General features: G+C 72.4%; 12 protein-coding genes. 9 read left to right on the forward strand and 3 right to left on the reverse strand.

The window, feature by feature from the left end; all coding sequences use genetic code 11:
• Window positions 1–126: 126 nt before the first annotated feature.
• The 3 genes from CP967_RS06070 to CP967_RS06080 all read right to left on the reverse strand — a co-directional run bounded on the left by CP967_RS06070 (window position 127) and on the right by CP967_RS06080 (window position 3796).
• Window positions 127–1113: a phosphotransferase gene (locus CP967_RS06070; protein ID WP_150486962.1), complete on the reverse strand. Its 987-nt coding sequence runs from the start codon at window positions 1111–1113 to the stop codon at window positions 127–129.
• Between the two features lie 286 nt (window positions 1114–1399).
• Window positions 1400–2776 (reverse strand): MFS transporter, encoded by a 1377-nt coding sequence (locus tag CP967_RS06075; RefSeq protein ID WP_150486963.1) that lies wholly within the window; start codon window positions 2774–2776, stop codon window positions 1400–1402.
• Between the two features lie 264 nt (window positions 2777–3040).
• A complete protein-coding gene (locus CP967_RS06080) occupies window positions 3041–3796 on the reverse strand; it encodes an IclR family transcriptional regulator (RefSeq protein ID WP_150486964.1) in 756 nt (251 codons plus the stop codon).
• Window positions 3797–3943: 147 nt separating this feature from the next.
• Between CP967_RS06080 and CP967_RS06085 the strand changes: the two genes are divergently transcribed.
• The 9 genes from CP967_RS06085 to CP967_RS06125 all read left to right on the forward strand — a co-directional run bounded on the left by CP967_RS06085 (window position 3944) and on the right by CP967_RS06125 (window position 14783).
• Window positions 3944–4708: an IclR family transcriptional regulator gene (locus CP967_RS06085; RefSeq protein ID WP_150486965.1), complete on the forward strand. Its 765-nt coding sequence runs from the start codon at window positions 3944–3946 to the stop codon at window positions 4706–4708.
• 71 nt (window positions 4709–4779) lie between these two features.
• Window positions 4780–5616, forward strand: coding sequence for a 2-keto-4-pentenoate hydratase (locus tag CP967_RS06090; protein ID WP_150486966.1), 837 nt, complete (start codon window positions 4780–4782; stop codon window positions 5614–5616).
• Window positions 5613–6560, forward strand: coding sequence for an acetaldehyde dehydrogenase (acetylating) (locus tag CP967_RS06095; RefSeq protein WP_150486967.1), 948 nt, complete (start codon window positions 5613–5615; stop codon window positions 6558–6560). The genes CP967_RS06090 and CP967_RS06095 overlap by 4 nt, the downstream gene beginning before the upstream one ends.
• An 11-nt stretch (window positions 6561–6571) precedes the next feature.
• The gene (dmpG, locus tag CP967_RS06100; RefSeq protein ID WP_150491725.1) at window positions 6572–7585 is read left to right on the forward strand and encodes a 4-hydroxy-2-oxovalerate aldolase; all 1014 of its coding nucleotides are present in this window, start codon (window positions 6572–6574) and stop codon (window positions 7583–7585) included.
• A gap of 212 nt (window positions 7586–7797) precedes the next feature.
• Window positions 7798–8658 carry an alpha/beta fold hydrolase gene (locus tag CP967_RS06105; protein ID WP_150486968.1) on the forward strand — a complete coding sequence of 287 codons (861 nt, stop codon included), beginning with the start codon at window positions 7798–7800 and terminating at the stop codon, window positions 8656–8658.
• A gap of 37 nt (window positions 8659–8695) precedes the next feature.
• Window positions 8696–10429 carry a bifunctional 3-(3-hydroxy-phenyl)propionate/3-hydroxycinnamic acid hydroxylase MhpA gene (mhpA, locus tag CP967_RS06110; protein ID WP_150486969.1) on the forward strand — a complete coding sequence of 578 codons (1734 nt, stop codon included), beginning with the start codon at window positions 8696–8698 and terminating at the stop codon, window positions 10427–10429.
• Window positions 10426–11370 carry a 3-carboxyethylcatechol 2,3-dioxygenase gene (locus CP967_RS06115; RefSeq protein ID WP_150486970.1) on the forward strand — a complete coding sequence of 315 codons (945 nt, stop codon included), beginning with the start codon at window positions 10426–10428 and terminating at the stop codon, window positions 11368–11370. Before mhpA ends, CP967_RS06115 begins: the two co-directional genes overlap by 4 nt.
• Window positions 11371–11746: 376 nt before the next feature.
• A complete protein-coding gene (locus CP967_RS06120) occupies window positions 11747–12487 on the forward strand; it encodes an IclR family transcriptional regulator (protein ID WP_150486971.1) in 741 nt (246 codons plus the stop codon).
• Window positions 12488–12689: 202 nt separating this feature from the next.
• Entirely contained in the window at window positions 12690–14783 is a 2094-nt protein-coding gene (locus CP967_RS06125; RefSeq protein ID WP_150486972.1) for a hydantoinase/oxoprolinase family protein, read from the forward strand.
• Window positions 14784–14785: the final 2 nt, after the last annotated feature.

A 14785-nucleotide genomic window follows, 5' to 3' on the forward strand; every position in this document is an offset into this window, starting at 1 on the left:
CGTTCCCGTGCGCCGGACGCTGTCCGGCGCACGGGAGGGTGATCCGGAACCCGCGGCCCGCCGCGGGGACGGATCACCCTGACGGCGGCGGGCGGGATCGAGCGTTGCCGCCGTTCCGGGACACCCTCAACGCCACCGTGTCCGCTCACGCACCCAGTTCAGCGCGGCTTCGCCCTGAGCGCGCTGGAAGCCGCGCACCGTAGGCAGCCCCGGGGGCGGGGCCTGGACGGACTGATGGAGGAAGTAACCGGCCAGGGCGATGAGCACGCTGGTCACGTCGTCGGGGTCGGCAGCGTGGGCGTGGAGGTGCTGGTCCAGGAAACGCATGGCGTCCGGGGTGTCCTGCATGATCACGCTCGGGCCCATCAGCACGATGTCGAACCACGGAGCACCGATCGCGGCCCACGGCCAGTCGACGAACACGACGCGGTCATCGGTCAGCAGCACGTTGTCCGCACGCAGATCGCCGTGGATCAGGGCGCTGCCGGCCGCCGCTGTGCTCCAGGCGGCTTCCCGGTCGGCGAGACGCCCCAGGTTGCGCCGCGCCCAGGGGTCGAGCCGGGCCGGGTCATCCGCTCCCTTCGCGCAGGCGCCGGCGAGCAGACGCCAGCCCCGGAACTCCTCACCGAAGCGTTCGGCGACCGTCGGTACCCCGACCGGCGAAGGATCGAGCAGCACGGACAGTTCCGCGGTGGCCGCGAGGACACGGCGGAGTTCGTCCGGCTGCCACGGCTGGGCCGGCATCCTCCCGTCCACGTCCTCGAAGACCAGGACGGCCCAGCCGTCGAGGTCCAGGGCCATGAGCAGCTCCGGTACGGGCGCGGCGGCCGGCAGGGCCGCGGTGATTCCGGCTTCCGCCCGGTGGAGGGCAGGAGTGCCGGGGTTGGGTTCAGGCCCCGCTGCCTTCACGAAGACCCGCCGGCCGTCGGCCAGGCGCAAGCGAGCGGCGGCACCGGGCGAGAAGCCTCCCGCCTGGGTGACGGCGTCCTCGACGGGGGATCCGAGGGATGCCTCGACCTGCCCTCTGACACCGGAGGGGAGGGCCGACCAGTCCAGGCGTGCGCTCGCGGCCGCGGGCGCTCCAGGGGTCTTCGTGCTCGCTCGTCTTCTCATGACCACATGATCCAGGAGAAGCCCTGAGGCGGGTGCCGTGGTGTCCTCGGTGTCCGGGCCGGTCGCGGACCGCGCCCCGCGGCCCCGCGGAAGGCCGGGCCGCGGGGGGTGCGGGCGTGGGAACGCGGAAGGCCGGGCCCCGCGGGTCCTTCGCCCGCCGCCGGCGCCGGCCCACGCCGCGGGCGGGCACTCCGGCGGCCCGCAGGACCACCGCGTCGCCGGCGGGTGGGCCCCACGGGTTCCCGGCCGGCCCCGGCCGTGCGGCCACGGCACGGCCGGGGTCCGCTCAGCGCGCCGCGGCCTCCGGCAGCCGGGCGGTCCGCCCGGCGTCCGGGACCGCGTCGGTGATGTCCGCGCGGTGGGATTCGCGGGTCAGCGCGATCGCCGCCGCGCTGATCAGGCAGACGCCGATCAGGTAGACGCTGACCGGGGCGGACCCCGTGCCCCCGCCCGGTCCGGCCAGAAGGCTGCTCGCGATCAGCGGCGCCGTGCCCGCGCCCAGCGTGGAGGCGAGCTGGTAGCCGAGGGAAGCGCCGGTATAGCGGGCGCGGGTGCCGAACATCTCGCTGACGAACGCCGCCATCGGCCCGTACATCGAGGCCTGCAGGATCGGGTTGCCGATGATGTACGCCGCGAACAGGAGCGCCACCGAACCGCTGTTGACCAGGGCGAACAGCGGGAACGCGGCGGCGGCCGTGACCAGCGCGCCGGTGATCATGACGGGGCGGCGGCCCACACGGTCCGAGAGGAGCGCGAACGCGGGGATCGTGAAGATGTGCAGCGCCGACGAGACGGTCTGGGCGAGCAGCACGGTCGAGCGCTCGAAACCGACGCCCGTGGCGTAGGTGAGCATGAAGGTGGCGAGCAGCGACTGGAGGACGAGGGCCGCGCAGCCGCCGAGGCAGGACAGGACGATGTTCTTGCGGTAGCGGCGCAACACGGTGAGCAGGGGCGCCTCCTGCTTGACCGCATTCCGTCCGGCCGCTTCCCGTGCCGCCCTGCGCTGCGCCTCGGCGAAGACCGGGCTCTCGGTGACCTTCATCCGGATGAACAGGCCGATCGCCATGAGCAGCAGGCTGAGCAGGAACGGGACGCGCCATCCCCAGGCGAGGAAGTCGTCCTCGGGCAGCGCGGAGAAGGCGGCGAAGACGGCGGTGGCGAGCACGGCGCCGGCGGGTCCGCCCATGTTCGCGAACGAGGCCATCAGACCGCGGCGTCCGGCGCTCGCGTGCTCCATGGCCATGAGGGCGGCGCCGCCCCACTCGCCGCCGACGGCGATGCCCTGGACCAGCCGGCAGGCGACCAGCAGCAGCGGCGCCCAGATGCCGATGGCCTCGTAGGTGGGGAGCAGGCCGATGGCGAAGCTGGCGAACGCCATCAGCGTCATGGTCAGCACCAGCATGGACTTGCGGCCGACACGGTCGCCGAAGTGGCCGAAGACGATGCCGCCCAGCGGGCGGGCGACGTAGCCGACGGCGAGGGTGCCGAAGGCGGCGACGGTACCGGCCAGCGGGTTCAGGTCGGTGAAGAACAGCTCGTTGAAGACGAGGGAGGCGGCAGCGCCGTACAGCAGGAAGTCGTAGAACTCGATGGCGCTGCCGACAAAACTGGACAGGGCGATCCGGCGTGACTCGACGCGACGCGCGGCGTCGTTGAGGGACATCTTCGGCTCCGGGGGTTCGGCGCGCTGCGGGGTCCTGGGCACCGGGGCGGCGGCCGGTCGTCCGCGGCCACCGCTCACCTCGTGTGCATTCTCCGCACAGACGCTTGTAGATAGCGAACACGATGCGGGTGGCCCGGGAGGGTGTCAAGAGCCGCCCGGATGATCGATCAAAGCCTCCGCGCACATGCCGCAGGCCCCCGCGTCGGACGCGGGGGCCTGTCAGGTGGTGCGGGGCGGGTGGGGCACGGGGCGCGGCGGCGGTGCTCAGCCCAGTGCCGAGATCTCCTCGGCGACCGCCCGCATCACGGACACGGACCCGTCGGCCACGTCCTCGCGGGACGTGATGAGGTTGACGCACATGTGCAGCGCCGGGTCCGCCGTGCGCAGGGGCACGGCGACACCGTGCGCACCGGGTTCGATCCGCCCGAAGGTGCGGGCGTAGCCCTGGTCACGGGCCTGCGCGACCTCGGCCGGCTCACCCGGCGCGGGCAGCCGCAGCGTCGCGAGCGCCAGGCCGGCGGCGCCGGTCCCGATGGGGTGGCGGCTGCCGACCCGGTAGCCGATGTGGTAGTCCACGGACCGCGGCTCGACCACGGCGACGGCGACCGCGTCGTTGCCCTCCGCCGCGATCAGCGCGACCGTGGCACCGAGTTCGTCGGCCGTGCGGCGCAGCACCGGCAGGGCGGCCTCGCGGACCCCGGCCGCGTACCCGCGCGCCAGCGTGACCGTGCCGGAACCGGCCCGGTAGCGGCCGTCGGCGGCCTTCACGACCAGGTGGTGCTCGGCGAGGGTGACGAGGATCCGGTACGCGATGGTGCGGTGGACGCCGAGGCACTCCGCGACGTCCTGCACGGCGAGTCCCTGCGGCTGCCCGGCGACCAGTTCGAGGGCGCGCAGTCCGCGGGAGAGGGTCTGGGAACCGACGGCCTTGCCGGCGGAGCCGCTGCCCCGCGCCCCGGCCCGGCCGGGCCCGCCGTCCGGCGCGCTCCGCGTCTTCGGCCCCGCCTGCTTGTCGCTCATCCGCTCAGTCTACGTGCGTGCCGGTGACGCACCGTCACGCCGAAGGGCGCACCCGCGTCCCGTACAGTCGAAACGTCCGTGCCGGCCGCGTCGGGTGCGTCAGCCGCGCCGGAGGACGCCGGACGCACCCCGGGAAGGAAGCCCCCCTTGAGCGACGACGCGCCGAGCGGTGTGCTGGCCAAGGCCCTCACCGTGCTGCAGGCATTCACCGTCGAGGACACCACCCTCGGCTTCGCCGAGCTGCAGCGGCGCACGGAGTTCGCGAAGAGCACGCTGCACCGGGTGCTCGGCGACCTGGTGGCCGCGCGCCTCCTCGACCGCGTCCAGGGACGGTACCGGCTGTCGGGGCTCGTCTTCGAGCTGGGGATGCGCGCCTCGGTCGAGCGCGGACTGCTCGAAGTGGCCACGCCCTTCCTGGAGGACCTCTACGTCCGTACGCACGAGCTCGTCCACCTGGGCACGCGCGAGGGCACGGAGGTCGTCTACGTCGCCAAGATGGGCGGCCACCAGCAGGCCGCCTCGCCCTCGCGGCTCGGCGGCCGGATGCCGCTGCACGCGACGGCGATCGGCAAGGTGCTGCTGGCCCACGCCCCCGCCGAGGAGCGGGAGGCCGCGCTGCGCGGGCCGCTGGAACGCAAGGCGCCCCGGACCGTCACCAACGTCGACGTCCTGACGCGGCAGCTGTCCGACGTGCTCGCGAAGGGCGTCGCCTTCGAGTACGAGGAGTCGGCGGTCGGCATCGTGTGCGTCGCGGCCGGGGTCTTCGGTCCGGCGGACGAGATCGTGGCGGCGGTGAGCGTGACGGGACCGGTGCACCGCTTCCGGCCCGCCCGGCACGCCACCAGTGTGCGCGCGGCCGCGGCGGGGATCTCCGCGACGCTCGGGCGGCGCGCGGAGCTGCGCGGGCACTGATTCGCCGCCGGGTTCCGCCAGACGGAACCCGGCGCTGGGCCCGGGGCGGCCCCGGTGTCCAAGCTGGGTGCATGAACGAGACCTCTCCCGGAAACGGACCCGGCGACGACGCCGTGGCGCGGGCGGCGCGCAGGCTGCTGCGCGCCGCCGCCGACCGCGTGCCCTGCGCTCCGGTCCGCGACCTGATCGGCAGCGACGACGTGAAGGCGGCCTACGCCGTCCAGGAACGGCTCTGCGCTCACCGCCTGGACGCGGGCGGCCGGGTCACCGGCCGGAAGATCGGCCTCACCTCTCCCGCGGTGCAGAAGCAACTGGGCGTCAACCAGCCGGACTTCGGGGTCCTGTTCGCCGACATGAGCGTCGAGGACGGGGCGTCCGTGCCGGTCGACGGGCTGCTCCAGCCGAAGGTCGAGGCGGAGATCGCGTTCGTCCTGGGCGCGGACCTCGCCGAGGGCCCGCTCGACGACGCGCAGGTCCGGGCCGCCGTGGCACACGCCGTACCCGCGCTGGAGATCGTGGACAGCAGGATCGCCGGCTGGGACATCACCTTCGGTGACACCGTCGCCGACAACGGCTCCTCCGCCCTCTACGTGCTCGGCGCCCCGGCCAGGCCGCTCGCCGGTTTCGAACCGGTCGAGGCCGTCATGACCCTGAAGCGCGGCGAGGAGACCGTCTCCGCCGGCGACGGCGCGGCCTGTCTCGGCGACCCGCTCACCGCGCTCGCCTGGCTCGCCCGGACCGCCCGCGAGGTCGGCGACCCGCTGCGCGCGGGGCAGGTCGTGCTGTCCGGCGCGCTCGGCCCGATGGTGCCGGCCGCGGCCGGTGACGCGTTCACCGCCGACATCAGCGGACTCGGTTCCGTCTCCGTCCGCTTCCACACCTCCAGCGATGAAGGAGCCTCCGCATGAAGACCAAGGTCGCCGTCATCGGATCGGGCAACATCGGCACCGACCTGATGATCAAGGTGCTCCGGCTCTCGGACACCCTGGAGATGGGCGCGATGGTCGGCATCGACCCCGCCTCCGACGGACTCGCCCGCGCCGAGCGGCTCGGGGTGCCCGTGACCGCCGAGGGCGTCAAGGGGCTGATCGCCATGGACGGCTTCGAGGACATCCGGATCGTCTTCGACGCCACCTCGGCGAAGGCGCACGTGGCGAACGCCGCCGCGCTCGCGCCGTACGGGAAGCAGCTCGTCGACCTGACCCCCGCCGCCATCGGCCCGATGGTGATCCCGGCGGTCAACCTCGACGACCACACCGGCGCGGACAACGTGAACATGGTGACGTGCGGCGGTCAGGCCACCGTCCCGATCGTCGCGGCCGTCTCCTCCGTGGTCCCGGTGCCGTACGCGGAGATCGTCGCCTCGATCGCGTCGAGGAGCGCCGGCCCCGGCACCCGCGCGAACATCGACGAGTTCACCGAGACGACCAGCCACGCCATCGAGGTGGTCGGCGGTGCCGGCCGCGGCAAGGCCGTCATCGTCCTCAACCCGGCGGAGCCGCCGCTGATCATGCGGGACACCGTGCTCGCGCTGGTGGACGCGCCCGACGAGGCCGCCCACGACGCGATCCGCGAGGCCGTCGCCCGGCGGGTCGACGAAGTGTCCGCGTACGTGCCGGGCTACCGCCTCAAGCAGCGGGTGCAGATCACCCCGGTCCCCGCCGACCAGCCCGTGCACACCCTCACCGAGGCTCCGGTCACCCACCAGGTGTCGGTCTTCCTCGAGGTCGAGGGGGCCGCCCACTACCTTCCGGCGTACGCCGGGAACCTCGACATCATGACCAGCGCGGCCCTGCGGATGGCCGAGGCCATGGCCGCCCGCGCCACCGAACTCCAGGGAGCCGACGCATGAGCGACACCGCCATGAGGGACACCAAGCTGTTCATCCAGGACGTCACCCTGCGCGACGGCATGCACGCCATCCGGCACCGCATCGAGCCGGAGCGGGTCGGGAAGATCGTCGCCGCGCTCGACGCGGCCGGTGTCGACGGCATCGAGGTCTCGCACGGCGACGGCCTCGCCGGCGGCTCCCTCAACTACGGCCCCGGCAGCCACACCGACTGGGAGTGGATCGAGACCGCGGCCGCGCACATCGTCAACGCCCGCCTGACCACCCTGCTGCTGCCCGGCATCGGCACCATCGCGGAGCTCGAACAGGCCTACCGGCTCGGGGTGCGCTCCGTGCGCGTCGCCACGCACTGCACCGAGGCCGACGTCTCGGCCCAGCACATCGCCACCGCCCGCGAACTGGGCATGGACGTCTCGGGCTTCCTGATGATGAGCCACATGGCCGACGCCAGGACACTGGCCGCCCAGGCCAAGCTGATGGAGTCCTACGGCGCCCACTGCGTCTACGTCACCGACTCCGGCGGCCGTCTGATGATGGACGGCGTCCGTGAGCGGATGCGCGCCTACCGGGACGTACTCGACCCCGCCACCGAGATCGGCATCCACGCCCACGAGAACCTCTCCCTCGCCGTCGCGAACTCCATGGTCGCGGTGGAGGAGGGCGTGACCCGCGTGGACGCGTCCCTCGCCGGGCAGGGCGCGGGCGCGGGCAACTGCCCCATCGAACCGTTCGTCGCCGTCGCCGACCTCAACGGCTGGGAGCACGGCTGCGATCTCTTCGCCCTCCAGGACGCGGCCGAGGACCTGGTGCGCCCGCTGCAGGACCGCCCCGTCCGCGTGGACCGCGAGACCCTCACCCTCGGCTACGCCGGGGTGTACGGCTCGTTCCTGCGGCACGCGGAGACGGCGGCCGAGCGCTACGGCGTCGACGTCCGCACGATCCTCGTCGAGGCCGGCAGGCGGGGCCTGGTCGGCGGCCAGGAGGACATGATCGTCGACGTGGCACTGGAGCTCGCCCGGACGAGCTGACACCGCGCACGAGGCAGGGCCGGGAGGGCATGGGCTCCCGGCCCTGCCTCCGCGTGTCCGCGCAGCCGCCCCGCACCCGGCCACCGGGGACGGCCCCGCGGACGGCGTGACCGGACACCTCTTGACATTCCTATCGGGCCAGCGTTCCATCGTGATGTCTGACGTGTAAATAACGCTCTCTAGAGTGCAGATAAAGAACGAGGAGTCGGGTCATGTCCCTCACCAAGGAAGCCGCCTCGCACGACATCGCCCTTCCGTCGGGCCTGCGCATGCGCTACTACGAGGCCGGGGAGCCCGGTGCCGCGCCCGTCGTACTGCTGCACGGCTCCGGACCCGGCGCGACGGGGTGGTCGAACTTCTCGGGCAACATCGGCGCGATCGCCGCCGCCGGCTTCCACGTCCTCGCCCCCGACATGCCGGGCTGGGGCGACTCCGACGCCCAGGCGACCGAGGACATGGACCACGACGCGACGCTCGTGGAGTTCCTCGACGCGCTGGGCCTCGCGAAGGCCGCCCTCGTCGGCAATTCCATGGGCGGTCACACCGCGGTCCGCTTCGCCACGCTGCACCCCGAGCGCATCACCCACCTGGTGACGATGGGTGCCTCGCTCGGCCGCGGCCCCGCTTCCCTCCTCAGCCCCGGTGGCGGCCCGAGCGAGGGCCTGAAGGTCCTGGTCAAGGCGTACAAGGACGCGAGCCCGGAGAACATGCGGGCGCTCGTCGAGATCATGACGTACGACAACGAGCGCTTCGCGACCCCCGAGCTGACCAGGGCGCGCTCGGAGGCGGCGCTCGCCCGCCCCGACCACCTGGAGAACTACGTCGAGGGCCTCGCGCACGGCGCCCCCATCCCGGTCAGGGTCGACCGCGACAGGATTCCCGGCATCAGGACGCCGACCCTGCTGATCCACGGCAAGGACGACCGTGTCCTGCACTACGAGACCAGCCTGTGGCTGCTGGCCAGCATCCCCGACTCCCGCCTGGTGCTGCTCAACCGGTGCGGCCACTGGGCGATGATCGAGCACGCCGACGAGTTCAACCGCCTGGTCGTCGACTTCCTGTCGCACAACTGAGCCGGCCAGCACCGCACCGAATCGATCGGAACACCCCATGACCACCTTCGACACCGACGTCGTCGTCATCGGAGCGGGGCCCGTCGGCCTCACCCTCGCCAATCTGCTCGGCGTCCGCGGGCACCGGGCCACCGTCCTGGAAGCCCGCCACGAGCTCATCGACTACCCGCGCGGCGTCGGCCTCGACGACGAGTCGATCCGCACCCTGCACACGGCCGGCCTGTGGGAACGCGTACGGCCGTTCACGGTCCCGCACCACGTGGTACGGCTCGTCAACGGCACCGGCCGGGTCCTGGCCACCAACAATCCGCGCACCCAGGAGTTCGGCCACCCGCGCAAGCACGGCTTCGTGCAGCCGCTGGTCGACAAGGAACTCGCCGCCGGACTCGACCGCTTCCCCGGTACCGCGCTGCGCTTCCGCCACAGGGTCGTCGGCCTGGAGGACCGCGGCGACCACGTCGCCGTGACCGCCGAACGGCACGACGCCGCGGGCGAGCCGGCCGGCACGGTCACCGTCACCGCCCGCTACGCGGTCGGCTGCGAGGGGGGAAGCTCCTTCACCCGCAAGTGGATGGGCGTGGAATTCGAGGGGAAGTCGCCCTCGACCCGCTGGGTGGTCGTGGACGTGGCCGACGACCCGATCGGCACCCCCTCGGTCTATCTCGGCGCCGACCCGCGCCGCCCGTACGTCTCCATCGGGCTGCCGCAGGGCATCCGCCGCTGGGAGTTCATGCTCCACGACGACGAGCCGACCGCCCTGTGCGACGACCCGGCGTTCATGCGCTCCCTGCTCGAACGCCACGTCCCCGACCCCTCGGCGCTGCGGGTCATCAACCAGCGCACCTTCACCCACCACGGCCGCGTGGCCTCCGGCTTCCGCAAGGGACGGGTCTTCCTCGCCGGCGACGCGGCGCACCTGATGCCGGTGTGGCTCGGCCAGGGCTGGAACTCCGGGATCCGCGACGCGACGAACCTGGCGTGGAAGCTCAGCGCCGTGCTCGCGGGTGACGCGGACGACGCCCTCCTGGACACGTACACCGAGGAACGCCGCAAGCACGCCTCCGACATGATCGATGTGAACATGGCGGCGGGCACCGTCATGAAGATGGGACGCTTCGGCGGCGCGGTGCGCGATGCCGCCGCGTCCGCGCTCAACCTCGTACCGAAGTGGAAGTCGTACTTCACCGAGCTGCGGTTCAAGCCGATGCCGCGCTACGCGTCCGGGGTCGTCGTCGACCAGGCGACGCTCAGGCCGGGGCGGGCCGGAGCCGGCTTCAAACGGCGCGGCGCCCTGGCACCGTTCACCGACTCCTGCGGTGAGCTCTCCCCGGTCGGGATGCAGTTCATCCAGCCCCGGGTCACCACCGCCGACGCCGCGGACGCCCTGCTCGACGACGTCACCGGTGACTGGTGGACGCTGGCCACGTGGGGCACCAACCCGACCGCGTTCCTCACCGAGGCCGACCTGGCCCTGGTCCGCCGCCACCGGATCCGGCTGGTCTCCTTCATGCCGGAGACCCAGCGCACCTGGGCCGAGACGGAGTTCGCCGGTTCCCCGGCGCCCGTCACCGTCGTCGGCGACACGACCGGCGCCCTCAAGGACTGGTTCGACGTACGCGCCTGCGGCCTCGTCGTGCTGCGCCCCGACCACTTCGTGGCCGCGGCCTCCCTCACCCGCCAGGCGTCCCAGGTGCTCGCCGCCCTGCGCACCGCCGCCTCCCTCACCACCGCACCCGTCGGGGAGCCCGCCCTGGAAGGAGCCACGGCATGACCGTCGCCCTCGTCACCATGTCGCACAGCCCGCTCCTCGGGTACGCGGACCCGCCCGCCGAGGTGAACGCCGCGGTCCAGGGCGCCTTCTCCACCGCACGGGCCTTCGTCGAGGAGTACGACCCCACGCTGGTGGTCTCTTTCGCGCCCGACCACTACAACGGCTTCTTCTACGACCTGATGCCACCGTTCTGCATCGGCTACGAGGCCCTGGGCGTCGGCGACTACGGCACCGCGGAAGGCCCGCTGGACGTGCCGGCCGGGCGCGCCGGGGAACTGGCCCAGTGGGTGGCGGAGCGCGACATCGACGTGGCGGTCTCCCGCCGCATGGAGGTCGACCACGGCGCGGTCCAGCCGCTGGAGATCCTCTTCGGCGGCATCGACCGGGTACCGACGATCCCGGTCTTCGTCAACGGCGTGGCCAGGCCCTTCGTGACGATGCGCCGTGTGCGGCGCCTCGGCGAGGCCATCGGCGGCTACCTCGCCTCGCTGGAGGACGAGCGGGTCCTCGTCATCGGCTCCGGCGGCCTCTCCCACGACCCGCCGGTCCCCCAGTGGGCCACGGCGGACGACGCCGCCCGCGCCCTGCTGCTCAACGGCCGCCACCCCACGGCGGCGGCCCGCGACGCCCGCCAGCAGCGGGTCATCGACACGGCGAAGGCGTTCGCGGCGGGCACGGCCACGATCCGGGACCTCAACCCCGCCTGGGACACGGCCCTGATGGCGGTGTTCGCCTCGGGTGACCTCTCCCCCGTCGACGCGATGACGCCCGAGCAGATGGCCGAGGACGCCGGCAACTCCGCCCACGAGGTACGCACCTGGGTCGCCGCCTTCGCGGCTCTCGGGGCGGCGGGCCCGTACGACGTGACGTACTCCTTCTACCGGCCGATCAGGGAGTACATCGCCGGGTTCGGTGTGATGACGGCGCGTACGGCCGGGTGAGACGCCCGCACGGTGTTCCGTACGGGCCCTGAGGCCCCCCGGGTCCGCGGCACGGAGGACGCCGCCCTCCCCGGCCCGGGCCGCCGGCCGGCCACGCACGGGGCGCCCGCCGGCACCGGGCGCGTCCCCCCGCTCCCGTCCCCACGGAGACGGCGGTGTCCGGGCCGCGCCACCGGACGGCCCCGCCGCCCTGCACCACCGCCCCCGCCCACTGCCAGGGGCCGCACGGGCAGCGGGCGGACCGCCGCCCGGCCCCTGGGCAGGGGGCCTGACCTGGGCGCCTTCCGCGCTCCGCACACCTCGCGCACCGCCCGGGCCGTCCCGCCGGAAGGACCGGCCCTCGTATCCTGTCGGACATGCGGGTAAGGACTACGCCATGATCGACGGTCTCGAACGGGCCGTGCGGATTCTGGATCTCTTCTCCTCCGACGCTCCCGAGTGGGCGGTCAGCGACGTGTGCCGGGCGCTCGACCTCCCCAAGACGACGGTCTGGGACTACATGCAGAGCATGGTCTCTCTCGGCCTCCTGCGCCGCACCGGGCGCGGCCGCTACCGGCTCGGATGGCACGCCTTCCAGCTGGGGCTGCGCGCGCGGATGACCTCCGAGATCTCCGAGCCCGCCTGGACGGAGATGCGCGATCTGGTCGCCGCCCACCAGGAGACGGTGCAGCTGACCTCACGCCATCACGGCGAGGTCGTCCATCTGGAGAAGATCACACCGCGCACCGGGGTCCGGATCAACGCGACCCGGGTCGGCGAACGTCTTCCCGCGCACTGCACGGCGGCCGGCAAGGCGATGCTGGCCCACCTCTCGCCCCGCGAGCTGCGCGGCGTCTACGGCGACGGCCCGCTGGGGTCCCTCACGGCGCGTTCCCTCACCGCGCTCCCGGCCCTGGAAGCGGAACTGTCCGCCGTACGTGAGCGCGGGTACGCCCTGGACACCGAGGAAGCGTTCGAGGGCGTGTGCAGTGTGGCCGCGCCGATCAGCAACCGGCACGGCGACGTGTCGTGGGCCCTGAGCATGAGCTTCCTCGAATACCGGCTGCCCACCCACGGGGAGACGTACGCCCGCGCCGTGGCCGACGCGGCGCGGCGGCTCTCCGAGCACGCGCCGTGACCTGAGACCGCCGTTCGGCTGAGCCGAACAGCGCGTTGTCGGTGCATGTGCGAAGGGCTACGGTCCTGGAAACACCGCGCCTTCCAGTAAAGCTCGAATTCGGTTCGCGCTGGCCGCGCCATTCACGCGACTCATTCTTGCGTCGATGTGCAGCACTTCCTTCAGCGTGCCCTTTCAGGCTCACAGCAACGGAGTTTCCTCGATGACGAACGTAGACAAAAAGGCGAGCCGGCGGATCGGAATTGATATCGGGGGCACTTTCACCGACCTCTTCGTGATCGAAGAGGACGGCGGGTCCCGCATCTACAAGTCCCCGACCACCCCGCACGACCCGTCCGTCGGCCTGCTGGACGGACTGGCCAAAGCCGCCGGCAGCTTCGGGGAGTCGCTGGAGGACTTCCTCGGCGCGGTGTCCACGATCGTGCACGGCACGACGATCGCCACCAACGCCGTGCTGACCCACCGGGGGGCGAAGACAGGTTTCGTCACCACGCACGGCTTCCGTGACCTGCTGAACATGCGCCGCGGAATCCGGGAGCGGCAGAACGACTCCAAGTACGCGCCGCCGCCGCCGCTCGTCCCCCGGGAGCTCATCGCCACCGTCCGCGAACGGATCGACGTGTCGGGCGCCGAGGTCGTGGCACTCCACGAGGACGACGTGCGCGCGGCGGCGCGGTACTTCCGGGAGCAGGGTGTCGAGGCCGTCGCCGTCTCCTATCTGTGGTCCTTCGTGGACCCTTCCCACGAGCAGCGCACCGCTGAAATCCTGCGCGAGGAACTCCCCGGCGTATTCATCACCATATCCAGCGACGTGGTGCCCCAGATCCGCGCCTACGAGCGGCACAGCACCACGGTGCTCAACGCGTTCGTCGGGCCCAAACTGCAGAATTACCTGGCGAACATCGAGCGGCAGCTGGCGGACCGGGGATTCTCCGGCACCCTGCTCATCGTGCAGTCCAACGGCGGCGTGATGTCGCCCGAGATCGCCAGTAATTCCGCGGTCAACGCGCTGATGTCCGGTCCGGCCGCCGCGCCGGGGGCGGCCCTGCAGTACGCCCGCCGGCACGGTGCCGAGAACGTCATCGCCGTCGACATGGGCGGTACCAGCTTCGACGTGGCGCTGGTGCGCGACGGGGAGTCACTGCTCACCGGCGACAGCGAGATCGCCGGATACCGGGTCGCCCTGCCCATGCTGGACATCCACACCGTGGGCGCGGGCGGCGGCTCGCTGGTGTGGGTGGACTCCGGCGGCATCCTCCGCGTCGGCCCGCAGAGCGCCACCGCCGACCCCGGCCCCGCCTGTTACGGCCGCGGCGGCGAGAACCCCACGACCACCGACGCCGACCTCCTCATGGGGTACCTGAACCCGGACATGTTCGGGGACGGCGCCTTCACCCTGGACGTCGAAGCGGCGCGCCGGGCCGTCGAGGAGAAGGTCGCGAAGCCGCTCGGCCTCTCCGTCACCGAAGCGGTCGAAGGCATCTACCGCGTCGTGAACGCGACCATGGCCGAGGCCGTCAGCGCGGTCTCCGTCAAGCGCGGTGTCGACCCCCGCGAGTTCACCGTGGTGGTCGCGGGCGGCGCGGGACCGATCCACGCCGTACCGATCGCGCAGGAACTCGGCATCACCCGCATCATCGTGCCGCGTGAGTCCTCGGTGTTCTGTGCCGTCGGCACCCTCCTGACCGACCTCAAGCACCTGTACGCGCGCACCTTCGTCTCGGACATGGACGCCCTGGACCTGGACCGGGCCGGCGAGCTGTACCGGGAGATGCGGGACGAGGCCGTCGAGACGCTCCGCTCGGAGAACGTGGCGGACGACGCGATCGACCTGGTCTTCAGCGCCGATGTGCGCTACATCGGCCAGTTCACCGAGATCGAGGTCCCCCTGGCCTTCGACGGCGAACTCACCCAGGAGTCGCTCAAGCAGCTCGTCAGCGACTTCGAGGCGAAGCACGAGGCCCTCAACGGGTACGCCATGCCCGGCGAGCCCACCGAACTCATCAACGTACGCCTCACTTCCCTGGGGCGTACCGCCAAGCCCGCGCTCGCCGACGAGCCCTCCGCCGGCCCGGACCCGAGCGCCGCCCTCAAGGGCGCCCGCGAGGCGGTCTTCTCCGGCCGGACCGTGCGCACCGATGTCTACGACGGCCTCGCCCTGCGCCGCGACAACCGCGTCGCCGGCCCCGCGATCATCGAGCAGCCCACCACCACCGTCGTCCTCATCGAGGGCTACGCCATGACGGTGGACGCGCAGGGCAACTACGTCATCGAACCGGCGAACCAGCCGGCCTGAAG

The organism is Streptomyces nitrosporeus, assembly GCF_008704555.1.
In the GTDB taxonomy this organism is placed as follows: Bacteria; Actinomycetota; Actinomycetes; order Streptomycetales; family Streptomycetaceae; genus Streptomyces; species Streptomyces nitrosporeus.